The organism is Kouleothrix sp. 19917 (assembly GCF_057073505.1).
In genome coordinates, this window is the sequence record NZ_CP097099.1 from 45,427 (window position 1) to 69,815 (window position 24,389).

At 62.6% G+C, this 24,389-nt stretch carries 23 protein-coding genes; 10 read left to right on the forward strand and 13 right to left on the reverse strand.

Annotated features, from left to right (window positions below):
• Positions 1-158 precede the first annotated feature (158 nt).
• Both M1P90_RS00185 and M1P90_RS00190 read left to right on the forward strand, forming a co-directional pair.
• Positions 159-923: a type 1 glutamine amidotransferase gene (locus M1P90_RS00185; RefSeq protein WP_483700569.1), complete on the forward strand. Its 765-nt coding sequence runs from the start codon at positions 159-161 to the stop codon at positions 921-923.
• A 173-nt stretch (positions 924-1,096) separates the two neighbouring features.
• The gene (locus tag M1P90_RS00190) at positions 1,097-2,014 is read left to right on the forward strand and encodes an SDR family oxidoreductase (protein ID WP_483700570.1); all 918 of its coding nucleotides are present in this window, start codon (positions 1,097-1,099) and stop codon (positions 2,012-2,014) included.
• Here the strand turns inward: M1P90_RS00190 and M1P90_RS00195 are convergent.
• The 3 genes from M1P90_RS00195 to M1P90_RS00205 form a co-directional block, all read right to left on the reverse strand.
• Positions 1,984-2,862 (reverse strand): GNAT family N-acetyltransferase, encoded by an 879-nt coding sequence (locus M1P90_RS00195; RefSeq protein WP_483700571.1) that lies wholly within the window; start codon positions 2,860-2,862, stop codon positions 1,984-1,986. The two genes, M1P90_RS00190 and M1P90_RS00195, sit on opposite strands and share 31 nt — an antisense overlap.
• A 142-nt stretch (positions 2,863-3,004) precedes the next feature.
• The gene (kynU, locus tag M1P90_RS00200; protein WP_483700572.1) at positions 3,005-4,273 is read right to left on the reverse strand and encodes a kynureninase; all 1,269 of its coding nucleotides are present in this window, start codon (positions 4,271-4,273) and stop codon (positions 3,005-3,007) included.
• A 330-nt stretch (positions 4,274-4,603) separates the two neighbouring features.
• Positions 4,604-5,398, reverse strand: a complete 795-nt coding sequence (locus M1P90_RS00205; protein WP_483700573.1) for a tryptophan 2,3-dioxygenase — start codon at positions 5,396-5,398, stop codon at positions 4,604-4,606.
• A gap of 717 nt (positions 5,399-6,115) precedes the next feature.
• Here M1P90_RS00205 and M1P90_RS00210 point away from each other — a divergent pair.
• Positions 6,116-7,768, forward strand: coding sequence for a phytoene desaturase family protein (locus tag M1P90_RS00210; protein ID WP_483700574.1), 1,653 nt, complete (start codon positions 6,116-6,118; stop codon positions 7,766-7,768).
• Between the two features lie 345 nt (positions 7,769-8,113).
• Here the strand turns inward: M1P90_RS00210 and M1P90_RS00215 are convergent, their stop codons facing one another.
• On the reverse strand, positions 8,114-8,725 hold the full coding sequence (locus tag M1P90_RS00215; protein ID WP_483700575.1) for a DUF3105 domain-containing protein: 612 nt from the start codon (positions 8,723-8,725) through the stop codon (positions 8,114-8,116).
• 31 nt (positions 8,726-8,756) lie between these two features.
• Entirely contained in the window at positions 8,757-9,662 is a 906-nt protein-coding gene (locus M1P90_RS00220; protein WP_483700577.1) for a pseudouridine-5'-phosphate glycosidase, read from the reverse strand.
• Positions 9,663-9,946: 284 nt separating this feature from the next.
• Here M1P90_RS00220 and M1P90_RS00225 point away from each other — a divergent pair, with 284 nt between their 5' ends.
• From M1P90_RS00225 to M1P90_RS00245, 5 genes are all read left to right on the forward strand, one after another.
• A complete protein-coding gene (locus tag M1P90_RS00225; protein WP_483700578.1) occupies positions 9,947-10,306 on the forward strand; it encodes a hypothetical protein in 360 nt (119 codons plus the stop codon).
• Between the two features lie 266 nt (positions 10,307-10,572).
• A complete protein-coding gene (locus M1P90_RS00230) occupies positions 10,573-11,490 on the forward strand; it encodes a DnaJ C-terminal domain-containing protein (protein ID WP_483700579.1) in 918 nt (305 codons plus the stop codon).
• 2 nt (positions 11,491-11,492) lie between these two features.
• Entirely contained in the window at positions 11,493-11,780 is a 288-nt protein-coding gene (locus M1P90_RS00235; RefSeq protein ID WP_483700581.1) for a MerR family transcriptional regulator, read from the forward strand.
• A gap of 94 nt (positions 11,781-11,874) precedes the next feature.
• A complete protein-coding gene (locus M1P90_RS00240; RefSeq protein ID WP_483700582.1) occupies positions 11,875-13,062 on the forward strand; it encodes an acyl-CoA dehydrogenase family protein in 1,188 nt (395 codons plus the stop codon).
• Positions 13,063-13,230: 168 nt separating this feature from the next.
• On the forward strand, positions 13,231-13,653 hold the full coding sequence (locus M1P90_RS00245) for an RbsD/FucU family protein (protein ID WP_483700584.1): 423 nt from the start codon (positions 13,231-13,233) through the stop codon (positions 13,651-13,653).
• A gap of 116 nt (positions 13,654-13,769) precedes the next feature.
• On the opposite strand, the gene M1P90_RS00250 is transcribed toward M1P90_RS00245, so the two are convergent.
• The 6 genes from M1P90_RS00250 to M1P90_RS00275 all read right to left on the reverse strand — a co-directional run bounded on the left by M1P90_RS00250 (position 13,770) and on the right by M1P90_RS00275 (position 20,132).
• Positions 13,770-15,020: a glycosyltransferase family 4 protein gene (locus tag M1P90_RS00250; protein ID WP_483700585.1), complete on the reverse strand. Its 1,251-nt coding sequence runs from the start codon at positions 15,018-15,020 to the stop codon at positions 13,770-13,772.
• 5 nt (positions 15,021-15,025) lie between these two features.
• Positions 15,026-15,442 carry a type II toxin-antitoxin system tRNA(fMet)-specific endonuclease VapC gene (vapC, locus tag M1P90_RS00255; protein ID WP_483700586.1) on the reverse strand — a complete coding sequence of 139 codons (417 nt, stop codon included), beginning with the start codon at positions 15,440-15,442 and terminating at the stop codon, positions 15,026-15,028.
• Positions 15,439-15,672, reverse strand: a complete 234-nt coding sequence (gene vapB / locus M1P90_RS00260) for a type II toxin-antitoxin system antitoxin VapB (RefSeq protein ID WP_483700587.1) — start codon at positions 15,670-15,672, stop codon at positions 15,439-15,441. Before vapB ends, vapC begins: the two co-directional genes overlap by 4 nt.
• Positions 15,673-16,082: 410 nt before the next feature.
• A complete protein-coding gene (locus tag M1P90_RS00265; RefSeq protein ID WP_483700589.1) occupies positions 16,083-17,723 on the reverse strand; it encodes a TIR domain-containing protein in 1,641 nt (546 codons plus the stop codon).
• Positions 17,724-17,970: 247 nt separating this feature from the next.
• Positions 17,971-19,137 (reverse strand): DUF58 domain-containing protein, encoded by a 1,167-nt coding sequence (locus tag M1P90_RS00270; protein WP_483700590.1) that lies wholly within the window; start codon positions 19,135-19,137, stop codon positions 17,971-17,973.
• Between the two features lie 32 nt (positions 19,138-19,169).
• The gene (locus tag M1P90_RS00275) at positions 19,170-20,132 is read right to left on the reverse strand and encodes an AAA family ATPase (protein WP_483700592.1); all 963 of its coding nucleotides are present in this window, start codon (positions 20,130-20,132) and stop codon (positions 19,170-19,172) included.
• A gap of 567 nt (positions 20,133-20,699) precedes the next feature.
• Here M1P90_RS00275 and M1P90_RS00280 point away from each other — a divergent pair.
• Both M1P90_RS00280 and M1P90_RS00285 read left to right on the forward strand, forming a co-directional pair.
• Positions 20,700-21,428, forward strand: a complete 729-nt coding sequence (locus M1P90_RS00280; RefSeq protein WP_483700593.1) for a ferritin-like domain-containing protein — start codon at positions 20,700-20,702, stop codon at positions 21,426-21,428.
• 142 nt (positions 21,429-21,570) lie between these two features.
• Positions 21,571-22,551: a Gfo/Idh/MocA family protein gene (locus M1P90_RS00285; protein ID WP_483700595.1), complete on the forward strand. Its 981-nt coding sequence runs from the start codon at positions 21,571-21,573 to the stop codon at positions 22,549-22,551.
• A 47-nt stretch (positions 22,552-22,598) separates the two neighbouring features.
• Here M1P90_RS00285 and M1P90_RS00290 read toward each other — a convergent pair whose 3' ends face one another.
• Both M1P90_RS00290 and M1P90_RS00295 read right to left on the reverse strand, forming a co-directional pair.
• Complete coding sequence (locus tag M1P90_RS00290; RefSeq protein WP_483700597.1) at positions 22,599-23,504, reverse strand: hypothetical protein; 906 nt, start codon at positions 23,502-23,504, stop codon at positions 22,599-22,601.
• Between the two features lie 24 nt (positions 23,505-23,528).
• On the reverse strand, positions 23,529-24,320 hold the full coding sequence (locus tag M1P90_RS00295) for a phage antirepressor N-terminal domain-containing protein (protein ID WP_483700599.1): 792 nt from the start codon (positions 24,318-24,320) through the stop codon (positions 23,529-23,531).
• Positions 24,321-24,389: the final 69 nt, after the last annotated feature.

Here is a 24,389-nt window from a genome sequence, read left to right on the forward strand (position 1 = left end):
ATTACGCAGAGTACGCAGACATGGAGCTCAATAATCTGTGTACTCTGCGTAATCTGTGCATGGTTTTGGGGTTTTGACATAACCTTGGCACACAGTACGCTCCGCCTTGGCGCGTTCGTGATACAATGCGCCACGCACCCGAATTGCGCGGAGGAAGTATGACGTATCGTTTGCGCCTGGCGCATCTTTACCCCGATCAGATGAATATCTACGGCGACCGGGGCAATATTTTGACGCTGATGCAGCGCTGTGTCTGGCGCGGGATCGAGCTTGAGCTGGTGCCGGTGGATGTTGCAGCGGAAATTGACTGGCCGAGCATCGACATGGCCTTTTTTGGTGGCGGGCAGGACAGCGGGCAGGCGCTGATTGCCGACGATTTCGTGCGCCACCAGGGGCCGCAGCTGCGCGCAGCGATTGACGATAACCTGGTGCTGCTGTCGATCTGCGGCGGGTATCAGCTGCTGGGCCACTACTTCCTGACGCACACCGGCGAGCGCTTGCCGGGCGTGGGCGCAATCGATGTGCATACGGTTGGCGGCAGCGCGCGCCTGATCGGCAACATTGTCGTCGAGCTTGGCGACTGGCCGAGCGCGGCCAGCACACTTGTGCCGGGAACGCGCCTGGTTGGCTTCGAAAACCACAGCGGGCGCACCTACCTCGGCGCGGGCGTGCGCCCTATGGGTCGCGTGCTGGCGGGCAACGGCAACAATGGCGAGGATGGCACCGAAGGCGCGGTGTATCGCAACACCTTTGGCTGCTATATGCATGGCTCGCTGCTGCCGAAAAACCCGCAGTTCGCCGATTACCTGATCGGCCTCGCGCTCCAGCGGCGTTATGGTGCGGGCGCAACACTCGCCCCGCTCGACGACGGGCTGGAGCTAGTCGCGCAGCGCACAATGGTCGAGCGGCTGGTGCATACGTAGCGCGGCCTGTTATAGCGTAGGGAAGAAAAACGCCTGAACCACGAAGGTACGAAGACACGAAGTTTTGAATTGTCCACAGCATTGCTGTTCTAGCACTGCAGAATCAAATCCTCTTCGTACCTTCGTGTCTTCGTGGTTTGTATTTAACTGAGCTGTATGAATGTAGTTGACCTATGGCAACAGTTCTGCTGATTGGCGGCACCGGCTTGCTGGGCGGCGCAATCGCCCAGGCGCTGGTGCAGCGCGGGCACAATCTGCGCGCGCTTGTGCGCAGTGGCCGCCATGCCGCGAAGCTCAGCGCGCTTGGTGTATCGCTGGAGGCCGGCGATATGCGCGATGCGCGGGCGGTGAAGCGCGCGCTGCGCGATGCGCCCGTGGTGATAACCACCGCGCAGGGCGACCCGCTGAAGCGCAAAAGCCCGATGCGCCAGATCGATGGCGCGGCGACGCAGCGCCTGATTGACCTTGCGCGCGCGGCGAGCGTGCCGCGCTTTGTGTTTGTGTCGGCGCTGCGGGCGGATGTGGGCGCGGCATTCGTGCCCCAGCTGGCGTACAAGTTTGCCGCCGAGCAGGTGTTGCAGGCCAGCGGGATGCCCTACACGATTGTGCGCCCTTCTTCTTTTCAGGAAACGTTTGACGATGGTTTTGCGCCGTTCAAACGCTTTATTGAAACCGCCGGCATTGGCATGACCATGGGCAGCGGGCGTGGCGCGCACTCGTTTGTGGCGGTGCGCGATGTGGCGCGCGCGGTGGCAGTGTCGCTTGAGCACAGCGAGGCGCTGAACCAGATTGTGCCGGTGGGCGGGCCGGAAGATCTGAATTACCGGCAGGCATATAAGCGCATCGCGGCGATTACCGGGCGGCGCGTGACGATTGTGCCAGCGCCGCGTTTCGGCCTGAAGCTGGGCGGCTTGCTGGCGAAGCCGGTGCTGCCCGAGCTTGGCGGCTTCTTTTCCTTCTTTGAGTTTTTCGACCGCTTTGGCTACACCTGCGTCACGCCCGAGTGGCTGGTCGATGCGCTGGGCGAGCGCCGCAGCTTTGACGACGCGGTGCGCGCCTTTTATGGCGTGGGCGCGAAAGCCAGCGTGTAGACGCGCATGGGGTCGGTTGGCGCGCCAAAGCCAGCCGGCGCGAGCGCCTGCGCTGCCGCTGTGTCGGGCGGCAGCAGCGCGATAAGGTATTCCTCGTTGGCAGAATCCTCCACCGTACCGCGCAGATCGGTGCACAGGCGCACCATTGCTCCCGGCTCACCTTCAATGTGCGCTACTTCCCAGCCACTCCCGCGCGGCGTCACAATCGCCCAGGCCGGCTCGCCCGCCAGCGCGCGCACTTCGCCACGCGCCAGGTGTCGCTCAAGCCGCTCGCGGCTAAGGTCGAGGTTGCGCCAGCCATAGGCATACATGCCGGCAGTGCGCGCCAGCAGCGGCGATGCTGCCAGCTCGCGCAGCAACTGATCTCGGTGTGCGGGCAGGAGTGTTTCAGCTCGGCTCGGCCCCGGGCGCGGTGGCGCGGCATACCACGACGGCTGGTAATCGAGCACAAAGCCATATTCATCCGCAAGGTGATGCATGGGCTTGTTTTGCTCGTCGGTCAGGTAGCGCAGCGTGCGCGCCCCGCGCTGGCGCGAAATGGCAACACAGCGCTCGACCATGGCGCGCGCGTAGCCTGCCCCGCGCCGCGCCGGATCGACCCGCATGCCATGAAACCAGTCTTCGCCGGGGCCGAGCGACGATATTTTTGCCAGCGCCACCGGCTGCCCGCCTACCTCGCCAACCAACAGCGGCCCGCTCGCGTCGGCCAGCCACGAATCCCACACTTCGGGCACGTAGTCGCGCCCGCCCCAGATGTTTTTCACCATGGCGAAGATTGCGGTGCTGTCGGCAGCGCGCGCGGGGCGAATGGCGATCTGCGCCGGGCTTGTGTGTGTGCTGTGTGTCATTGTGCTATTTCTCATTGAAGCGGCTGAATGATTCTTTTATAGTGCTGTCGGCCCTCATCCCCAACCCTTCTGCCAATGCGATGAGAGAGGGGAGCAAGAAGTATTGCCAACCCCCATCTCCCAAGCTCCATCCCCCCATCCCCTACGTCACCGTCGGCGCGCGGCCAGCATAGCGCTCGTACAAGCGCTCATCGACAATGCGGCGCATGCGTGTGACGGCGGTGTGTATGTCGCGGAAGCTCGTGTAGAGCGGCGCAATGCCCAGGCGAATGTTGTCGGGCGGGCGAAAATCGGGCAGCACGCGCATCGCGTCAATCAGCGCAAGATCGATGCCGAGCCCCTCGGCGTGCCCAACCGAGATGTGCGATCCGCGCCGCGCCGCGTCGCGTGGCGAGTTGAGCGCAAAGCCGGCGGGAGCCAGCAGGGCATCGTACAACGCAATCAAATACTCGGTTTGCTGCACCGACTTGGCGCGCAAGGCGTCCATGCCGGCTTCCAGCAGCAGATCAACGCCTGGCTCAACCAGCGCAAGCGAGATCACAGGCGGCGTGCCGGTGAGAAACTGGCGAATCCCCGGCGCGGGCTCGTACTGCAAGCCAAAGCCAAACAGATCCTGCTGGCCCATCCAGCCAGCGATCGGGTTGCGCAGCTCGGCTTGCAGCTCGCGCCGAATGTAGAGAAAAGCTGGCGCGCCCGGCCCGCCGTTCAGGTATTTGTAGCAGCAACCAATCGCCAGGTCGGCGCCGTCGCGATGGAGATCGACCGGCACGCTGCCAACCGAGTGGCTGAGATCCCAGAGCGTCAGCGCGCCGGATGCGTGCGCGGCGGCGTTCAGCGCCGCCATGTCGTAGACATAGCCGCTCTTGAAGACGGTATGGGAAAGTGTCAGCAGGGCAGTGTTCTCTTGCAGCTGTGCACGGAGCTGATCATGAGGGCCAAGAATGCCATCGGCAGAGCGAACGACTTCGATCACATGCCCCGCACCGAGCAGGTCGGCAGCGCCTTGCAGAATGTACAGGTCCGACGGGAAGTTCAGGTCGTCGGTGAGGATGCGCGTGCTGCCAGCGCGTGCGCGCAGCGCGGCAACTGCCAGCTTGAACAGGTTCACCGACGTCGAGTCGGCAACGATCACTTCGTCGGGCTGTGCGCCAATCAGGCGGGCGATTTTTGCGCCAACGCGCTCGGGCGCATCGAACCAGCCCTCGTTCCAGCCACGAATCAAACGCCCGCCCCACTCGTGCTGCACCAGCTCCGTGGCGCGCTCGGCGGCAGCGCGTGGCAGGCGGCCCAGCGAATTACCGTCGAGGTAGATCAGCTCGGGGTCGTCGAAGGCAAACGCTGCGCGAAAGCGCGCCAGCGGGTCACGCGCATCCAGCTCGCGGGCGTAGGCTTCGGCGGTGCGAAATGTCATTGCTGGCCTTTCTATGAAATGCCGGGCGTATGCAATACGCCCGTTCGCGGATTGCAGACGGGGCGTATTGCATACGCCTGTTTGCAGGTTAGCAGGTTTGCAGGCAGACGGGGCGTATTGCATACGCCTGTTTGCAGGTTGCAGGTTGCAGACGGGGCGTATTGCATACGCCTGTTTGCAGGTTGCATAGCACGCCTCACAATCGAAGCGGCACAGGTAACAATTGAGTTGTAAAAGCTCACAATCGAGGGAGCAGGCGCTACAATCGAGGGCGCAGGCGCGACAATTGAATTGTGATGGCTCGCAATCGAATTGCGCGAGCTGGGATCGTCATAGCTGTGAGCGAATTGCCCACAGATCGGGAAAGAACGGGCGCACGGTCGCCGCCAGGTAGGCCGCGCCGGGCGAACCGCCTGTGCCGGGTTTCGCGCCAATCGTTCGCTCGACCATCTTGACGTGGCGGTAGCGCCATTCCATAAAGCCCTCGTCGAGATCAACCAGCCGCTCGCACACCCCGCTCACTGCGGCGTCGCGCCGGTAGATGTCGATCAGAATCGCCTGCACTGCGGGCGAGGGCTTGAGCGGATCGGTCACGTCGCGCAGAAGCTGATCGGGCGGCACGGCGTAGCCGCGCAATTCCAGAAAGGCCAGAAACGCATCCCACAGGCTTGGCTGCTCGAAGCGGCGGCGCAGTCGCTCGAGACCAAAGGTGTCGGGCGGGTAGTGGGCGAAGATGTTCGCGCGCTTGTAGCCCATCGCAAACTCGATCTCGCGGAACTGCACCGACTGAAAGCCACTGCCCGACTCAAGCGCGGCGCGGAATGAGTTGAACTCCAATGGCGTCATCGTCTCAAGAATATCGACCTGCCCGACGACGGTTTTGAGGATGCTGCGCAGGCGCTGGAGCGTGTGCCCGGCGCGGGCGCGCTGGTTCTGGCGCAGCAGCGTGCACGCAAAATCGAACTCGTGCAGCATCTGCTTGAACCACAGCTCGTACACCTGATGGATGACAATGAACAGCAGCTCGTCGTGCTCGGGCTGGCCGCCGCTGGCGCTGCGCGGCTCCTGCTGGCGCAGCAGCTCGGGCAGGCGCAGGTAGGTGGAGTAGTTGAGGGCTTCGGACATCGCTGTTCCTTTGGTTGAATACGGCGGTGTATCAACGGCGCGCGGCGCTGGCGTATGATACCACAGCTTGTTTCGCCTGCGCGGACCTGCGTGTCTGGGCGGACCTGCGTGTCCGCCCGCCCTATTTCAAATCAGTTTGCAGGCCGCAAGGCCACAGGCTGTACCTGCTTCAAGCCAGTTTGCTCAGGCCGCAAGGCCACAGGGGGCGGCGCTCGCCCCCTGTACCCCCAGCGCTGGGGCTTGCGCCCCAGACCCCAAATTTGATGCTGGTATCATCGCGAATGATTGTCTGTCATGCCCCCGTTGTGGATAGAAGCAGGCAGCAATTGATGCAAGTAGTGGTGATATGTAATACTTGTATATTCGTCTGGATTACCTTGTTTGATGCCTTGCCTTCATCCACAACGGAGGCATGATCGCATAGATTTGCATATGCCAGCCACGCTCTTTAAGGGGTTCGGGGCAAGGCCCCGACGCCGGGGTCGTTAGGGGTCGGCGGCGACCCCTAACCGCGGAGCGCGAGGGCGCGTAGCCCTCGCATAGAGGCGAGGGCGGACACATAGGTCCGCCCAGACAGTTAGGTCCGCCCAGACAGATCTGCCAGAGAGAAACCTCATCCTGCACGCGCTGCAATGCGTACCACCATTCATCGGGTACAATGCGCCAGGTGCGCAACGTCATTGCACGCAGCCACAGCACTGAAAAGAAAGAAACTGAATGACGAGCTACGACTACGACGCCATTATTGTTGGTGGCGGGCATAATGGCCTGACCTGCGCCGGCTATTTGCAGCGCGCCGGCCTGCGCGTGCTGGTGCTCGAACGCCGGCCGATTGTCGGCGGGGCAGTGTGCACCGAAGAAACCATTCCCGGCTACAAGATCGATGTCGGCTCGTCGGCGCACATTATGATCCACCTCACGCCGATTGTGCGCGACCTCCAGCTCGAACGCTATGGCCTTGAGTACATCGACATGGACCCGTATGCGTTCTATCCCCTGCTCGACGGCTCCGGCGCGATCGGGCTGTACCGCGACCTCGACAAAACCTGCGACTCGATTGCGAGCGTTGCCCCGCGCGATGCAGAGGCGTACCGCCGCTTTGTGAACTACTGGCAGCCACTCAACGAAGCGATCTTCGAAACATTTATGAACCCGCCCAGCGTGGCCCAATTGTTTGGCCGCATGGCCGGCGCGCAAATTCGCGCGGGCGGCGTCGGCAGCGCGCTTGAGTCGGTGCGCAAGCTGATTGCGCCCTACGGCCAGCTGATTGACGAAACATTCGAGAGCGCGCCAATGCGCGCATTTATGGCCTGGCTCGGCGCGCAGTCGGGGCCGCCGCCGGATGAGATTGCGTCGGGCGATCATTTCGGGTGGTACGCGATGATGCACCAGAGCGGTGCGAAACACCCCAAGGGCGGCAGCGGCATGCTCACCCAGGCGATGGCGCGCTCGCTGGAGGCGGCTGGCGGGAAGGTGGTGCTGGGCGCGCCAGTGCGCCGCATTCTGGTGAAGGGTGGTGTAGCCGAGGGCGTTGAGACTGAGGATGGCACGCGCTACACTGCGCCGCTGGTGATCTCGAATGCGCACGTGTGGACGACGCTGCTCGACCTGGTTGGGGACGAGCACCTTGCGCCGAGCTTTGTGCAGCGCGTGCGCAACATCCGCGTGGGCAACGGCTTTGGCATGACGGTGCGCTGCGCCGCCGACGAGCTGCCCGACTATGCTGGCGCACCCTCCGGCGGGCGGCCGCACGAGAGCCACCACGGCCTGCAGATGCTCTGCCCCTCGGTTGGCTACCTGCGCAACGCCTTTGCCGACTACACGCGTGGCCTGCCCGCGCGCGACCCCGCGATCATTGCCATGACGTTTTCGGCAATCGACCCGGTGGTGGCACCGCCCGGCAAGCACACGGTGTTTCTGTGGGCGCAATATTTCCCGTATGAGCTGGCGGGCAATCAGCAGTGGGACACGATCCGCGAAGATGTGGCCGACAGCATTCTGGAAGTGCTGTATCGCTATGCGCCCAACATGCGCGGCAAGATAATCGACCGCTTCATCCAGTCGCCGCTCGACCTGGAGCGCCGGCTGGGCCTGCCGCGCGGCAATGTGATGCATGTCGAGATGTCGTTCGACCAGATGTTTTTCTTCCGCCCGCTGCCCGAGCTTGCGTCGTACCGCACCCCCGTGCGCGGCCTCTACCTCACTGGCGCGAGCACGCACCCCGGCGGGGGAGTGTTTGGCGCCAGCGGCTACAACACTGCGCACGTGGTATTGAACGACCGCCAGCGGGCGCGCAAGCTGTGGGCTGGCGCGGGCGTGGCAGCCGCTGGCGCGGGCGTGTGGCTGGCGCGAAGTGCGCGCAAGAAATAAAGAAGGGGTTGGGGAGACACGAGACGCGAGACGCGAGGCAGCAGGTACAGCATTAGTATTCTCTCAAATCTTCGTGCCTTCGTGGTTTGGTAGCCCAAAACCTCTGCGCTCTTTGCGTCCTTTGCGGTGAATAATTCCTCGGTCAGTTGGCAGGAGACACGCGACAATGACTGTTTAGCGTGCATACGCACGACGTCCTACTTTCGCTGAGAAAGTAGGACGTCGTGCGTTGTACAGCTTTGCTTTCCTAATGCATATCAGGAAGGCGATGCGGAAATGGGGAAACGTCAGTATGTAATTGCCAAACCCCATTCCCCATACCCTAAACCCCGCGCTGCGAGCGCATTAGGAGCGCAGCCCGCAACCAACCTGCTCGGGGCCCTGGTTGACATGTTTGCGGAAGAAATTCGTGATCGTCGTCGCGTCGAACGTGTCGAGCTTGACAAGCCACGTCCACGCCGTCACGGCAATCGGCTTGTCGAGCTTGTCGGTCGGGCGCGGCAGAAGCAGCACGCAGGGGCTTTGCTGCTGAAGCTGGCGCGTCAGGGTTGTAAGCTGATCGACCGTCGCCTGGTCGAGATCCTGGCGGTAGTGGATGATCACGCCGCCATGCTCCAGATTGTGGATGGTGATCTCGTCGGCCAGCGGCTGCGTGGTGACGCCCCACGGCCCGATGTTGCCGCCGGTGTGCCAGCCCGAGGTGGGCGGGTTCGAGTTGTAGGCCGGGTGCGCATCGGTGGGGTTGACAATGTGCGGGTTGGCGGGCGCGGGCACCTGGTTGGCGAACTGCTCCTCGCCCGCGATGGGCGTGCTATTGCGCGAGAATACCAGCCCGGCAGCGACCATGATCACGATCAGCCCGACCACGCCGCCAATGATCAGAGGCATGTTCGACTTGGGGGCTTTTCTGCGCTGAGCCTGGCGCCCGGTGGCGCGGCGTGTTGCCGATTGGGACATAGGGGTGTACTCCTTATTCGTGGAATTTGAACTACTGATGGTGTGCAATTGCGGCGGCCACGCGTGCGGCGACGCGCGCATTCTGGCGCAGCAGGGCGATGTTTGTGCGCATGCTTTCGCCATGGGTTTCTTCCGCAACGGCCGAAAGCAGGAAGGGCGTGACCGCCTGCCCGCGCACGTCAGCCGCTGTTGCGCGCGCCAGCGCCCGCTCGATCGCGTCTTCGGCTGCGCCAGCGGGCAGCGCGACATCGGCTGGCGGTGGAACTACCAGCAGCATGCCACCCCCGCCACCATACAGCAGGTGCGCGCGCCACACTGCGGCCACTTCTTCGGGTGTGTTGGCGCGGGCTGGCACGGGCAAGCCGCTGTCGGCGCTATAGAATGCGGGAAAGGCATCGGTGCCATAGCCGAGCACCGGCACGCCCGCCGTTTCGAGATATTCCAGCGTGGCCGACAAATCGAGGATCGATTTTGCGCCGGCGCAGACCACCAGCACCGGCGTGCGCGCCAGCTCGGTCAAATCGCCCGAAACATCCCAGCTGGTTTCTGCGCCACGGTGCACGCCACCAATGCCGCCAGTGGCGAACACCTGCACGCCCGCCATCGCGGCCAGCGCCATGGTTGCCGCCACGGTGGTTGCGCCGTCGCGCGCCATTGCCACGGCGTAGGCAATATCGCGGCGCGACAGCTTGAGCACGCCGCTGGCCTGCGCAAAATGCTCGATCTGCGCATCGCTCATGCCCACGGTTGGCACGCCACCAACCACGCCAATCGTTGCGGGCTGCGCGCCGTGCTCGCGCACTTCGCCTTCCATGCTGCGCGCCAGGTTGAGGTTATGCGGGAATGGCAGGCCGTGCGAGATCACCGTGCTTTCGAGCGCCACGACGGGCTGCTGCGCGGCGACGGCGGCGCCGACCGATTCAGACGTTTGTATCATTGTTCTCGGAATGTGGGCCGCAGCTACGCGGTCGGACGAATACTAAGGCGCTATTGTACCGCGTCTTTGGCATGTGTGAGGCAGAGCTGTGCCGATTGTTTGAGCGTATTGTAGGCCCGCGCTGCGCTGCCGAAAATGAGGAAATGAAGAGAGTTTCTACGTATGCGCGGCGCGCATAGATACGTAGCTGAGATACGTTATTTTCCTGATGCCGAGCGCGCTTTGGCGCACTATCATACAGCCATCGAAACGAACGGCAAACGAAATAAAAATGGAGGTTTGCAATGGCAGCTCAGAATCATGTTCGCCACTTTGACATTTCGCACGCCGCGCTGATCACCATCACGCACATGCGCGCCGCAATTGCCGATCTGGGCGCGAGCTTCGCGGGCGGGCTGGCTGGGCTGGCGAACGAGCGCGCCGAGTCGATGCTGCGCGTTGCGGCACGCGACACCTGCGACCTGCGCTATGTTTCTGAGCTGATGAGCCAGGCCCTTCAGGAAGATTCCAATCTCGAAATCGACTGGCTGTACTACGCCAGCCGCCTGGAGCGCGACGACGAGCGCTGCTACTGCCTGCAGCGCGCGCTCGACATCAACCCCGGCAATCAATGGGCGCGCCGCGAGATTGCCCGCCTTTCATAAGCTCCCTCGCGCAAACCGATATTTCAACGCTGCTTGCAGCTGGCGATCATCACTGATCGCTGGCTGCTTGTTATTTGTGCAATGCTTCGGTTATGCGGCGATCTTTCGCCTGCGTCAGCGCGGAAATACCCCGGCATCCTGCCGGTTGCAAACTGATATACCTTGAGCGCGCCAGTATCAAACTTTTATTAGAAACCTTGACAGCGACACACTCAAGTTTATATAATACCCGCAGCATTTGGCAAGCAGAAGAAAGATAAACAGCAATGGACTATCGCGATTACTATAACGTCCTGGGCGTCGAGCGCAGCGCCAGCGAGGCCGAGATCAAAAAGGCTTACCGCAAGCTCGCGCGCCAGTACCACCCGGATATCAACCCCGGCAACGCCGCTGCCGAGGCGAAATTTAAAGAAATCAACGAAGCCTACGAAGTGCTTTCCGACAAAGACAAGCGCGATAAGTACGACCGCTTTGGCCGCGACTGGCAGCGCTATCAGTCGGCGGGCGCGGGCGCAGGCGGCTGGGGCGACATGAATGGCGGTGGCGGTGGCAGCGGCCCATTCGCGGGCGGCGATTTTTCCGACTTTTTCGAAACGCTGTTTGGCGGCGGCTCGGTGGGCGGGCGCTCGGCTGGGGGCGCTGGCAACTTCCGCATGGACGGCCAGCCCGTCGAGCACGAAGTCGATATTACGCTGGACGAAGCCTTCACCGGCACACAGCGCACGCTGCAGTTCAGCAACCCGAACGGCTCGCCGCGCACGATCACCGTGAAAGTGCCGGCCGGCGTCGACACAGGCTCGCGCGTGCGGATGGCTGGCGAGGGCGGGCCGGGCGTGGGCGGCGGCAAGCGCGGCGACCTCTTCCTGATCGTGAATGTGCTGCCGAACGAACGCTACGCCCGCCGTGGCGATGACCTTGAGACCAGCGTGCCGGCCGACCTGTACACCATGCTGCTGGGTGGCTCGGTGCGCGTGCCGATCCTGGGCGGCAAAACCATCACCCTGAATGTGCCGGCCGGCACACAGAACGGCAAGAAGTTCCGCATCAGCGGGCAGGGTATGCCGCGCCTGCGCGCTGCCGAATCGCGCGGCGACCTGTATGTGAAGCTTGAGACGCAGTTGCCGGCCAAGCTTTCTGATGAGGAGCGGGCGCTGTTCGAGCAGCTGCGCGCCCTGCGTGCGTAACCATGGAAGAGCGACTGTATACCATTAAAATTGCTGCCGCGCTGTGCGGCATGCACGAGCAAAGCCTGCGCATGTACGAGCGCCGTGGCCTGATCGCGCCACGGCGCAGCGCCGGCAACATTCGCCGCTTCAGCGACGCCGATGTCGAGCAGATTCGCTTTATCAAGCGGCTGATCGACGACCTGGGCGTGAACCTGGCCGGCGTCGAGGTCATTCTGCACATGCGCCGCCAAATGGTCGAGCTGCAAGAGCAGCTGGCCGCGCTGCAAGGCTCAAACAGCATCTCATAGCAGCCACCCCAAGCTGTGCTATACTGCGCGAAGTCGCCATTCATGCCAATGCGCAGAAGCAGACAAGCTGCTTCGCCTGGCCAGGAGTCCGACGATGGATTTCGCGCCTTCCCCGCGCGCGCAGGCCCTTGCCGAGCGCGTGCGCTTGTTTGTTGATGAACATGTCGTTCCGCTCGAAGGCCATCCCTCCGGCGACGACGGTATTTCGCCCGAGCAGTTGGCCGAGCTGCGCGCAAAAGCTCGCGCCGCCGGCATTTACGCACCGCAACTACCTACCGCGCTCGGCGGCCTCGGCCTCGATCTGCTGGAATGCTGCGCAGTGTTCGAGGCGGCCGGGCGCAGCCTGCTTGGCCCTGCCGCTATTCACTGCGCCGCGCCCGACGAAGGCAACATGCACCTGCTGCACCTTGTTGCCAGCGCCGAGCAGCAGGCGCGCTACCTCGCGCCGCTTGCCGCTGGCACCATCCGCTCCTGCTTCGCCATGACCGAGCCCGCGCCCGGCGCCGGTGCCGACCCAACGATGATCCGCACGCGCGCCGAGCGACGCGGCGACGATTGGGTGATCAACGGGCACAAGTGGTACGCCACTGGCGCGGCCGGCGCGGCCTTCTACATCGTCATGGCGCGTACCGACGCGGATCTGCCCGCCGCCGAAGGCTGCACGCTCTTTCTGGTGGATGCTGATACGCCTGGCCTGCGACTTGCGCGCCGCGTCGAAGGCTTGACAATCGCCTCGCCGGGCGGGCATTGCGAGCTGTTTTTTGAAGATTGCGTCGTGCCAGCGGGCCAGGTGCTTGGCGACGTCGGCAAAGGCTTCAAGCTGACGCAGCTGCGGCTTGGGCCGGCGCGCCTGACCCACTGCATGCGCTGGACGGGCGTGGCTCAGCGTGCGCTGGAGCTGGCCGCCGCCCGCGCACTTGAGCGCGACGCCTTTGGCACGAAACTGTCGCGCCACGAAGCCGTGCAGTGGATGCTGGCCGATTCCGACACCGAGCTGCACGCCGGCCGGCTGATGATCCAGCAGGCGGCCTGGCTGCTGGCGCAAGGCAACGAGGCGCGACGCGAGACGGCCATGTGTAAAGTGTTTGTTTCCGAAGCCGTCAACCGCGTGATCGACCGCGCCATCCAGATCTGCGGCTCGCTCGGCATCTCGGGCGACATGCCGCTGGCCGACTTTTTCCGCGAGGCGCGCGCATTCCGCATCTACGACGGCCCATCCGAAGTGCATCGCATGGTGATTGCGCGCAACCTGCTGCGCCAGCTCAGCGCCACAAAGGCGTGAATCGGCTTCTTTTCGCTTTTCAGTTGCCCAGGTCTTGCCAGCGGATTTCAGATCAATTGAGCCATAAAGTAACCTTCAATCAGTCGCGTACTCTGTGCTCTCTGTGCTCTCTGTGGCTCAACTTCTCTATAATCTGCTATAGATTGCACTTGTCGTGAAGGAGGCGTCATGCTCCGCTACCAACTGCTCCACCCCGAGATCCTGGCCGCGCTCGGCAGCCTGGGCCACGGCGCCCAGATCCTGATTGCCGACGGCAACTACCCGTTCGCCACCCGCTCGCACCCGCAGGCCAAGCGCGTCTACCTGAACTTTGCGCCGGGCGTGCTGAGCGCCACCGATGTGTTGCGCGTGCTGGTGGATGCAATTCCAATCGAGGCCGCGCACGTGATGGTGCCCGACAGCGGCGAGGAGCCGGCGATTTTCAGCGAGTTCCGCGAGCTGATGCCCGAGCGCGAGCTGTATATTCTGCGGCGCTTCGAGTTCTACGCTGCCGCCTCGGCGCCCGATGTGGGTTTGGTGATTGCGAGTGCCGAGCGGCGTGTGTATGCGAACCTGCTGCTGACAATCGGCGTGGTGCCGCCGGAGGAATAGCGATTCTGCCAGAACCGCAGAATCGAGAACCAAGAACTGAGGAATACGCACTACGCACTACGAAATAGAGCGTAGTGCGTCCTTATTGCAACAGAATATGCGCTTTTTGTTGTTTTCTAAGCGCCCAACTCTGCATAGATTGCGCGCACCTGAGCATAGATGCGATCCCAGGTATATTCGCGCAGCACCTTGGCATGGCCGGCCGCGCCTAATTTCTCACGCAACCCCTGATCGTTAAGCAAGCGCCCAATCGCGCCGGCCGTCGTTTCGGCGTCGTCGAACGGCACCAGCAGGCCATCTTCCCCATCGCTGATCACATCGGGCACACCGCCCGCCCGCGCGCCCACCACTGGCAGGCCGTAGCACCACGCCTCGAGGTAGACAATCCCGAAGGTATCGGTGCGCGAGGGCATAGCGAACACATCCGCCGCCGCCAGTGCGTCGCGCTTGGTGGCCTCAGGCGCGTAGGGCAGCACACGCATGCGCGCCTGCGTTTCGGCGGGCAGCTGCGAATGAAAGCGCGTGAACTGCTCCAGCGGCGCGCCAATCAGCGCCAGCGTGGCGTCGCTGCCCTGCGCCCACAAGCGCTGCATCGCCTGCACCACCGGAATTGCGCCTTTGTCGTGCGCCAGCGCGCCGATGTAGAGCACCAGCGGGCCAGCAATTTTCTGCTCGGCACGAAAGCGCGCGCCATCGCCGCCCAGCACCTCGGCGGGCGTGATGCCCACGCCCACGCGGCGCAAGCGCTCGCGCGATACACCTCGCGCAGCAAGCGCATCGGCTTCGAGCCCGGTCATGGTAATCACGCGCTGGCTGCGCTTGAGCAGGTCGATCTGGTGGCGCATGCTGTAGTAGCGCAGCAGCGAGTTGTCGCCGGGCGCGCCGAGGTGCACAAATGGCGTGCAGATGAATGGAATGCCGTGTTTCTGCGCGAACTGAAACGCCGGTACAACCGCAAAATCGAGCGTGATATTGGTGGTGTGGATGAGGTCGAAACGCTCGCTCGCCAGCGCGGCGGGCAATCCCGGCAGGCGTGGCGTGATAGTCGCCATACGCCGCAGCAGGGGCGCGCTGCCCGGCACGCGCGAAATCTCGACCATCAGGCGGCGCAGGATGGGGTAGATGATTGGCGGGCCGGAGGCGCGGCGCACCGGCAGACGCACGATTCGCACGCCCTTGTGCGTTTCCTCAGGCGATTCAACCCGGCGCTTGCGGACATCCCAGAAATACTCAAGGTCGTGCGCATCGGTGGCAAGCACCGTCACACGGTGGCCTTCGCCAACCAAACGCTCGCCGATCTCGGCAAAGTAGCGCGCCGCACCCGACGCGACCGGATAATAAAGCTGGACGATGTGGAGGATGTGCATGGGTTTTACTCGGCAGGTGGGGAGAGAGTCCAGTCTTCGAGCTGGAGGCCCGGCACGCGCGCAAACTCGCGCACGTTGTTCGTCACTAGCGTGAGCGCATGGCGCAGCGCCTGCGCGGCCAGTAGCGTATCGATTGCGCCGATTGGCTGGCCCTGCGCCTCAAGCGCAGCGCGCACCCAGCCATACACCTGCGCGTCTTGTTCATCAAAAGGCACAATTGCGAGCGGCAGCAAAAACTGCTCAAGCGCGCGCTGGTTCTGCGCCGGCTGGCTGCTTTTCGCCACGCCATACTCCAACTCGGCAACCGTGAGCGACGACAGACAAACAGTGTCGATTGTATGCTCGGTGAGGCGTTGCAGCGCGTGCGGCGCGCGCCGCCGGATGATCGCCACACAAATATTGGTGTCGAGCAGATAAATCATTCGAACAGATCATCACGCGTCTGCGCGGCGGGCTGCTGGCGCTCGGCCATGAAGTCGTCGGAGAACAGCTCCAAGCTGTCGAGCAGGGTCTGCCAGGAATCGTGCTCGGGGATGAGTACGACGGCATTGCCAACGCGCTTCACATACACCTGCGTGCCGCGAAAGCGATATTCTTTGGGCAGGCGAATGGCCTGGCTTTTACCGTTCTGGAAGATTTTTGCAGTATCCATTGCGCGGCCTTTCGTATATACCTGGAGTATATACTATTGGGCACAATCTAGCAATCCCCAACTCTGTTTTCACTACCGTACAGAAAATCCGTGCTATTCGACAACTTTACCATAACATAGGTTGAAGGTACAGCCCTATGCGGTACGAATACCATTTTTACGCGATATCGGAAGAGTTTGAGCTGTTCGGACAAAGAAACTCTTTACACTTCGGATGAACAGGACGGTGTCCTGCCTGTATTTACGCTCATCTGTTCGATAAAATACAACCTATTTCATCGAACAATTTTTCTGTAGGGTAGTGAAACTCTGTTAGCACATCGCTGCTATTTCAGCGGCGTCAGCCCGCTTTGAACGGGTAACCTGACCCCAAGGAGCGATATTTGTACTACTTTTGCAGCGCTTGAGTTTTACTCATTGTTCAGTGCTTCGGGCGCGGAAAGAACGTGGAATACGAGTGAAGCTGCAGCAGCGGCGGCGAAAGGCTGATGTTGGCTGTGTTTTGTGCCATCAGCCCAATCACAGATAGCCTTAATGAGAATCCAAGGCCTTCGATCATAAAAAGAGGCTGCTGATAAACCGGTACCCTCCATCTCGCCACCAATTGCTTCCGGAAAGCGCCGAAGTAATTCTGCTTTACGCTCAGCATTGTCAACCAGCTCTTCACCAGAAATAATGGTTCCTTTGTGCAGGTGGCATGGCTGACCATCAGGGCGCTTGAACTGCCAATCGTAGGTATGATCGAAGCGGTTAAATAGCCCAGCATCACTAGACAGCCGTTGACCGCGTTCGATAATCGTTGCGCCTGCACGAATTGGATTGTAAGGAATAATTTCTCTAGCGATCAGAACATCGCCGATTTGCTGCTTCTGGCGGTTCATACCGAACGCAACGCCAACAGCGATTGTTGCCTTTGGTTTCCAAATATCTTGGGCACGTTGTGTAGCAAGCATAGTGGCGCCTAGGCCGACCGAACCCATTTGCGTTTTAGTGAGAACTGTATTATAGGCGCCATATTTCCCTAAATAATACGTTTCGTTGCCAAAAGCCACCTGTAATATTTTGCTTTGTTCAGGTAATGGCTGCAAAAGGCGGCTAACGGCAAAGAACTCATTATCATTCACTGTTAATAACAATACAGGCATTCTTCCAAGCCAAGGTTGAGCTTCGGCCTGTGTGATGCGCTGTAGAGGTGGAAGGCCTTGAACATACCAGGGTTGCTTGGTTAGATTGTATTCTTGTAGGTCATCAGCCTGGGAAGGCAGCGCTGGATCGCCAATAATAGTTGGCTTGGCTTCCACCACTGAGTCAGTAAGAGTGGAACCTTTCGGCCGGCTGCGCTTAAGCGAACGCACCATGCGCGCAAGCTGATCGTCGCGCTCGTCGGGCTCGGTAATATCGGCGATCTCGCGCATGGCGATGCGCGGCGGTGGCGTGCAGGTGCGCAGCATCACCGGCAGCAGTTTGCGCTGTACGCCGCTTGGGTCGATGCTACTGGCCAGCAGCTCCTGGAAGCTGTTCCATTCGCTTTGCACCCACTCGGGTGTCATGACGATCAGCGTGCTGCGGCTGCCGGCCACAGCGTTCTCGATGTTGGTCAGCTTGGGCACGCCGATCTCGAAATCGCGCCAATCGATAATGGCGCGCAGGCCGTTTTGCTTTTCCAGCAGGGGCAGCAAGGTTTGGCGCACCCAAGCTTTGTCGGCGGTGTGATAGCTGATGAACACGTCAGCGGGCTCGTCGATATTATTGGCTGCAGGGGGTTGTTCTGCCTGTGTCGCAGTAGATTGTGAGGTAGGTTTTGCGTCTGGCTGAGGTGCGGCCTCCGGTTTTTCAACACCATCTTCAGGCAGGTCGTCCACCTTCACGCCATTACGAATTAGGTAGGCTTTGATCTTCTTTATTTGTGCCTGCGCATCTTCAATTTCCAGTAGAACGTATGGTGGCGCGAATGCACCCATTTTCTGCTGCTGGTCGAGCTGAATGCGCAAGCGCTTGCGCAGCGTGTTCAGCAGGTTGAGCTGGCCGCGAATCGACTCCTGGTCAGGCATGGGCGCACCTTATTGCTATGATCTGCGAGTTCTTCACTATTATAACGCACGCCGAAACGTTTTTCGGGCATCATCTGCCGACGAAAGACAAAGATCGCAGTCGTTCATCCCTCGTCGCCCTTCGATACGCGCATCGCGCTACTCAGGACGCGGGCCGTCGCTCATTCATGGCCGTTCGTCCTTCGGCCTGCCCTAAGCTTGTCGAAGGGTCGTTCGTCCTTCGTCCCTCGTCCTTCGTCGCGCCCACCTACCCCGCCGAAGGCCGGCCGTCGCGCCAGAGGCCGTAGCTCGCGATGCCATACTCGCGTGGCAGGCCGAGGTCGGCAGACGCGGGCTCGGCAATGATTAGCGCAACGCTCAGGCCGCGCCGCTGCAAGGGCAGCAGCTGCGCCACAAGCTCGGGGCCGCGCTGCCCGGTGATCACGATCACGGTGCTACCCCAGCCCAGGTGCGCGGCGGCCTGACCGAGCAGTGCCGGCACCGCGCCGCTGGTGGCGGGCTCAAGGCGGCCAAGCGTGCCCATGAGCGTCATCAGGTGGGCGCGGCCCTGACCCACCGGCACAGCCGCCGCCACGCCGCCCTGGGCCGGGTCGATGCCCGTAGTGCACAGGCCGATTGGCTGGCGGCGCTCGTTCAGGTAGGCGGCCAGCGAGGCGGCGGCGGTCAGCGCGCGCTCCATGGTGTCGTACAAAAAGCGCCCGCCATACTCCTCGCGCGCGAAGGCCAGCGCAATCAGCGTTTCGAGTGCGATGGCGGGCTGGTAGCGCCGCACCTGGGGCGCGCCGGCGTGGGCGGTCGTTTTCCAATCGATCCGGCGCACGCCATCGGCGGCCTGGTAAGGGCGCACACCCACCGGTCGCGCCGGGTCGCTGAACAGGCGCTGATTTGTGGCCAGCGTGCCATAGGGCAGCGCCGCAGGAAGGCCCAGCTCGGCCAGGGGCAGCACGGCCGGGTAGATCGTCACGGCGTCCTGCTCGGGGCCGGACAAAATGCGCTCGTCGAGGCCAAGCACATCGCCGGTGCCGAGCGTGAGCGGCCCGAGCTTGTAGTAGCCACGCCGCTGCCCGCTAATTGCATATTTCAGCACGCGCCGCTCGCCCGCGCCGAGCGAGAGCACTTCGCGCACCGTGGGCGGGTTGCGCAGGCCGGCCGGGATGCTTTCGGTGAGCGTTAGCCAGGGCAGCGGCAGCAGGCCGTTGTTCTGCACCTCAATCGCCACTTCGGCGCGCTCGCCGGGGAAGGCAGCCGTGGGCGCGCTGCGCCGCCATGCCAGCCGCTTTGCGCTGCGCCACAGCCAGAAGCGCGCCAGCAACTGCAGGCCAACGACAACATACAGCAGGTAGAAAAACAGCTCGTTGCGCAGCGCGGCCGCCACCACAAACAGCAGCAGAATGAGCCAGAACAGGTCGTTCATCGTTTTGCGCGTTTCCCCGTGTGCGCGGCAGGCTATGCCTCGTTTTCCCCCAGGTCGAGCGTGGTTTCGGCCAGCACGCCGCCAAGTACCGCTTCGGCGGTGCGCCCGCGCAGCGCGCTTTCGGGCCGCAGCATCAGGCGGTGCTGCCAGACCGGCCGCACCAGCGCTTTGATGTCGTCGGGCAGCACGAACTCGCGGCCGGCCAGCGCGGCGTAGGCCTGCGCGGCGCGGAACAGCGCGAAGGTCGCGCGCGGGCTGACGCCCAGCGCCAGGTCGGGGTGCGCGCGCGTGGCGTTCGCAAGGCGAATAATATAGTCGCGCAGCGAATCCTGCACATGAATCGCCCAGATCGCGCGTTGCAGCTCGGGCAGCTGCGCGCCGTCAACCACCTGTGTGATGGTGGTGATCGGGTGCGCGCCGGCCAGCGCCTCGAGCATTTGCCCTTCTTCCTCGGGCGAAGGGTAGCCCAGCGACACCTCCACCAGAAAGCGGTCGAGCTGGGCTTCGGGCAGCGGAAAGGTGCCTTCGAACTCGACCGGGTTTTGCGTTGCCAGCACCAGAAAGGGCTGATTGAGCACACGCGTCTCGCCGTCGATGGTCACCTGGCCCTCGCCCATGGCTTCGAGCAGCGCGCTTTGCGTGCGCGGCGTCGCGCGGTTGATCTCGTCGGCCAGCAGGATGTTGGCGAAAATTGGGCCGGGCTGGAAGGCGAAGCTGCCCTCGTTCTGGCGATACACCGACACGCCCAGCACGTCGTTTGGCAGCAGGTCGGGCGTGCATTGCAGGCGCCGGAAGCTCAGCCCCAGCGACACCGCCAGCGCGCGCGCCATCATCGTCTTGCCCACGCCGGGCACATCTTCCAGCAGCGCGTGGCCGCCACACAGCAGGGCAACCAGCAGCAGATCAACCGCTGGCGACTTGCCGACAATCACGCGCGCGACGTTTTCGCGCACTGCGGCGGCGAATGTTTGGATCTCGTTGATCGAGCCAGGCACGGGCGGCCTTTCTGTATTCAGGAGCTGGGAAGTGTGCGCGGGTCATTATAGACGCCCCGCTGCTGCTTGACAAGCGCGCGCGAAGTTCGCAGGTGCGGCGAAAATACAGAGATCTAAAATGGAAGGTACTGCGTACTATTGTGTACACGCAATCTGTATAAGGAAAATCATCCGCGAAATAATGGAGGATTTTGAAGATTCTGAAATTGATAATTGTAAGAAATACAAGAACCAGTTTGAAAATACTTTTTCGAAAACATACTTACTGGCACGAATATTGCAATACCTCACATAAATAAACACGCTCTAACACCTCTCGCATCTAAGCTCTGTAAATAATTTCAATAAGGCAATATATTTACTCTTTTGTGATCTTGCTTTCAAGATTACGACTGTTTGATATGTTCTGTTTTATACAGAAAAGAAAGTGAGGAAATAAATATTCCCTGGTAGATTTTCAAGAATATAGGTATATCGATAGATCCAATTCACTAAGTGTTTCGTAATGATGGTTAGACCCAGCTAATGAAGACTGGGTGCACCAAATAGATTAAAGAGAGGGTTACCATGGCTCAGAACAATCAGAATGGTCTGCTTTCACGCCGCCGCTTCCTGCAAGGTTCCGCCGGTCTCGGTGGCGGTCTGGCGCTTGCCAGCTTCGCCGGCGCGTTTGGTATGGGCACGGCCGAAGCCGCACACACCAACGACGACCCACAGACCATCCTGAACCTGGCCGCTACCGCCGAGGCGCTGGCCGTCACGTTCTATTACAGCGCGGTGACGGGCGCGCAGTTCAGCGTTAACGCCGATGATGTCGAGTATCTGAAGGCCGCCATGGATGCCGAGCAGTATCACTACGAGTTCCTGACCGGCGCGGGCGGCAAGGCGCTGACCACCCAGTTCTATGTGCCGGCAACGGTGCTGAGCGACCCGAACGTGTTTATCAAGACGGGTCTGGCCGCCGAGACGGCCTTTGTCGCCGCTTACCTGGCCGCCACGCGCACCTTCGCCGACGCGGGCCTGGGCAAGCTGGCCGCCACCACCGCGCAGCACGCCGCCAGCGAGGCCGTGCACCTGTCGCTGGTGCGCGAGATCGCGGGCTACCTGCCGAACGACCTGGCAGTGCCGGCCGCGATTTACTACAACGTTTCCGACGCAGTGCCGACCCTGGCGCCATTCCTCAAGGGCGGCAGCGGCTTTATTGGCCCGGTGAGCATGCCGAGCGCCGACAAGGTCAAGGCGGCGATGGGCGATTTGAAGACCGGCCGCCCGCCGATGTTTGTCAGCCTCTACTAAACCACGCCGGCGCAGACGCGCCATCTCCTGACACAGCACAGGCCAGAGCAATCGCTGCTCTGGCCTGTGTTTTTGTGTCCGCGCCCACGCCGAGACGCGGTACAATAGCGCCGGGCAACACGATCTGCATAGGGAGAGGGCAATGACAACAATTCGCTGGGGAATTTTGGGCACGGGCAATATTGCCAGGCAATTCGCGCGCGGCCTGGCCGAGCTGGATGACGCCAAGCTCGTGGCGGTAGGCTCGCGCACGGCAGAAAGTTCGGCAGCGTTTGCGCAGCAGTTTGGGGCCGAGCGCAGCCACGCGAGCTACGACGCGCTGGCGAACGATCCCGACGTTGACGCGATCTACATCGCCACGCCGCACCCGATGCACAAAGAGAATACGACTCTTTGTCTGGAAGCGGGCAAGGCGGTGCTGTGCGAAAAACCATTTGCGATGAATGCGCGCGAGGCCGGCGAGATGATCGACGTGGCGCGGGCGCGTGGCGTGTTTCTGATGGAAGCGATGTGGACGCGCTTTTTGCCGCATATGGTGCGTCTGCGCGAGCTGCTGGCAGCCGGCGCGATTGGCGATCTGCGCATGCTGCAGGCCGATTTTGGCTTCCGCACCGGCTTCAACCCCAAGCACCGCCTGTTCGCGCCCGAGCTGGGCGGCGGCGCGCTGCTGGATGTGGGCATCTACCCGGCGTCGCTGGCCTCGATGCTGTTTGGCGCGCCCGAGCGCGTGACTGGCGTGGCAACCCTGGGCGAAACCGGCGTCGATGAGCAATCGGCCATGCTGTTTGGCTACGCGGGCGGGCAGATCGCGATTCTGTCGCAGGCGGTGCGTACCAACACGCCGCACGAGGCGCTGCTGCTGGGCACGACCGGGCGCATCCGCATTCACGGCTCGTGGTGGAAGGCCACGACGATGACGCTTTCCGCCGACGGCAAGCCCGACGAGCTGATTGACGTGCCTTCGCCGGGGAATGGCTACAACTACGAGGCGGCCGAGGTTGGGCGCTGCCTGCGCGCTGGACTGACCGAAAGCGCGACCATGCCGCTCGACGAGACGCTGGCGATTATGCGCACGTTCGACGAGCTGCGCGCGCAATGGGGCCTGCGCTACCCGGGCGAGTAGGCAGGACGAATATAGTCAGGGCGTATTGCAATACGCCCTGACTATGTTTAGCACTGCGGCGGCGGGTGGTGCGCGCTGGAAACGGGCATATACACGGCGTTCGGCCCGCGCTGGAACACGACTGGCGGGCTATGGTGCAGCGCCACCTCGTCCATGATCACGCTGTAGGGCTGCTGGATGCTGTTGCCGTCGAGCTGGACGGCGACGGCCAGCAGGTTCGGGAATGTTGGCGCGGGGCGGGTGGCGGCAGTGGTGTGCGAAAAGGCGTAGATCTTGGGCGCGGCACCGTGCTCGTGCAGATCGAACCACAGGTAGCGCGCCCGCTGCCCCTCAACCGTGCCGACCAGCGTGAGATCGTACCACTGGTTCGGGCGCAGGGTCTCGATGCGCTCGGGGTTGAGCGGAATCCAGCCGTCGGGGTGGCTGAAATCCCAGTAGCGCCAGCGCGGGCAGGGACCGCCGACATTCTGCCACTGCACGGCCCACTCGTAGCGCTGCTTTTCGTGCCAGCGGCTGGCGGTAAACTCCAGCGCCTGCACGCACGCGGTGACGAAATCGGTGCAGGTGGGGCCGGGCAGCAGCACAAAGCTGAGCGTGTAGGTGATGACGGTGGCAGCGATGTCGGGCTGCAGGTTGCGGTAGCAATGAATGTTGGAGTAGGGCGCGCCGCCAGTGATCGCGCATTCGAGGGCGGGCGGGGCGAGCGCCAAATCGGACACCGGGTTGAGCGACCATTCTGAGTAGCCGCCGGTTGTGGGCGACGGCTCGCAGAACACACCCCACTGGTCGCGCTGCTCTTCGAGCTTGTCGAGCTGGTCGATATACTCAGCGACGGGGCCTTTGGTGCAGGTATCGGCCTGTGGCGGCGCAGACAAAACGCGGGCACTGGCGGCGGGGCCTGGCAGCGCGCCAAGCATCAGAAACAGCAGGCAGACGCCCAAACGCCACTGCATTCTTTTTCCCATACGCTCGAACGGCTACTCAATATCGGGCGGCGGCTCGGGCTCGCCCATCAGGTCGCCGCGCCAGCGTTCGAGCCACTCCAGGGCTTCGCGCAGGCGCGCGGGCGGCGTGCGCCGGTAGGAACTGATGCTGAACTGGCGGAACAAGCCGAGGTAGATGCCGCCGTACTCGTTGCGGCGGGTGCGCTCGGCGGCGGCCAGCGCCACGCGGCGCACCGCGCGCGCCAGCAGCTCGGCCTGCGGGTCGTCGATTGCGCCGGCCGCCGCGTAGGGATCGGGGCTGGGCGTGTCGTGCAGGCCGCGCGCGTTGAGCTGGCGCTCGATCAGCATCTGGTGGCGCGCCAGCGTGGCCATGGCCAGCGCGGCGTAGTAGCCCTGCTCGGCGGGCGCGAGGCTCAGGCGCTCGGGCAGCAGCTCGTCTTCGGTGCCAAAGCCCTGCGGCCGGTTCGACTGCCAGAGCACCGAGGCACTTTCGCGCTGGAACAGTTCGAGCTTGGCGCGCGCGGCGTCGTTGACCTTGGCGGCGTCGAGGCTAACCAGCCAGAGCGGCACGAGATCGGCGCGAAGGCACAGCGCCGGCGCGCTGCGGCCATCTTCCAGCTCCACCGGCAGCGACTTCGCGCCCGCGCTCAGCACGGCATGCGCGCGCACCCGGCGCTCCTGCGGGGCGTGCTCGATCCCCATCAGCATGCACAGCCCGATGATCGGCACATAGGTTTCGTTGGGGTCGAACTCTTGCAGCGCAATAATGTCTTCGCCAAAGAAGGTGATTGTGCTCTGGCGGCGCGCTGGTTGTTTTGGTGGCATTGTTCTCTTTCAGTCAGCAGTAGGCAGGTGGCAGTAGGTAGTCGGCAGGCGGCAGGCGGCAGGCGGCAG

Excerpts from the sequence above, each read along its gene's own strand:
- M1P90_RS00185 (WP_483700569.1), top strand. The coding sequence starts at position 159 with ATGACGTATCGTTTGCGCCTGGCGCATCTTTACCCCGATCAGATGAAT.
- M1P90_RS00190 (WP_483700570.1), top strand. The coding sequence starts at position 1,097 with ATGGCAACAGTTCTGCTGATTGGCGGCACCGGCTTGCTGGGCGGCGCA.
- M1P90_RS00195 (WP_483700571.1), bottom strand. The coding sequence starts at position 2,862 with ATGACACACAGCACACACACAAGCCCGGCGCAGATCGCCATTCGCCCC.
- kynU (WP_483700572.1), bottom strand. The coding sequence starts at position 4,273 with ATGACATTTCGCACCGCCGAAGCCTACGCCCGCGAGCTGGATGCGCGT.
- M1P90_RS00205 (WP_483700573.1), bottom strand. The coding sequence starts at position 5,398 with ATGTCCGAAGCCCTCAACTACTCCACCTACCTGCGCCTGCCCGAGCTG.
- M1P90_RS00210 (WP_483700574.1), top strand. The coding sequence starts at position 6,116 with ATGACGAGCTACGACTACGACGCCATTATTGTTGGTGGCGGGCATAAT.
- M1P90_RS00215 (WP_483700575.1), bottom strand. The coding sequence starts at position 8,725 with ATGTCCCAATCGGCAACACGCCGCGCCACCGGGCGCCAGGCTCAGCGC.
- M1P90_RS00220 (WP_483700577.1), bottom strand. The coding sequence starts at position 9,662 with ATGATACAAACGTCTGAATCGGTCGGCGCCGCCGTCGCCGCGCAGCAG.
- M1P90_RS00225 (WP_483700578.1), top strand. The coding sequence starts at position 9,947 with ATGGCAGCTCAGAATCATGTTCGCCACTTTGACATTTCGCACGCCGCG.
- M1P90_RS00230 (WP_483700579.1), top strand. The coding sequence starts at position 10,573 with ATGGACTATCGCGATTACTATAACGTCCTGGGCGTCGAGCGCAGCGCC.
- M1P90_RS00235 (WP_483700581.1), top strand. The coding sequence starts at position 11,493 with ATGGAAGAGCGACTGTATACCATTAAAATTGCTGCCGCGCTGTGCGGC.
- M1P90_RS00240 (WP_483700582.1), top strand. The coding sequence starts at position 11,875 with ATGGATTTCGCGCCTTCCCCGCGCGCGCAGGCCCTTGCCGAGCGCGTG.
- M1P90_RS00245 (WP_483700584.1), top strand. The coding sequence starts at position 13,231 with ATGCTCCGCTACCAACTGCTCCACCCCGAGATCCTGGCCGCGCTCGGC.
- M1P90_RS00250 (WP_483700585.1), bottom strand. The coding sequence starts at position 15,020 with ATGCACATCCTCCACATCGTCCAGCTTTATTATCCGGTCGCGTCGGGT.
- vapC (WP_483700586.1), bottom strand. The coding sequence starts at position 15,442 with ATGATTTATCTGCTCGACACCAATATTTGTGTGGCGATCATCCGGCGG.
- vapB (WP_483700587.1), bottom strand. The coding sequence starts at position 15,672 with ATGGATACTGCAAAAATCTTCCAGAACGGTAAAAGCCAGGCCATTCGC.
- M1P90_RS00265 (WP_483700589.1), bottom strand. The coding sequence starts at position 17,723 with ATGCCTGACCAGGAGTCGATTCGCGGCCAGCTCAACCTGCTGAACACG.
- M1P90_RS00270 (WP_483700590.1), bottom strand. The coding sequence starts at position 19,137 with ATGAACGACCTGTTCTGGCTCATTCTGCTGCTGTTTGTGGTGGCGGCC.
- M1P90_RS00280 (WP_483700593.1), top strand. The coding sequence starts at position 20,700 with ATGGCTCAGAACAATCAGAATGGTCTGCTTTCACGCCGCCGCTTCCTG.
- M1P90_RS00285 (WP_483700595.1), top strand. The coding sequence starts at position 21,571 with ATGACAACAATTCGCTGGGGAATTTTGGGCACGGGCAATATTGCCAGG.
- M1P90_RS00290 (WP_483700597.1), bottom strand. The coding sequence starts at position 23,504 with ATGCAGTGGCGTTTGGGCGTCTGCCTGCTGTTTCTGATGCTTGGCGCG.
- M1P90_RS00295 (WP_483700599.1), bottom strand. The coding sequence starts at position 24,320 with ATGCCACCAAAACAACCAGCGCGCCGCCAGAGCACAATCACCTTCTTT.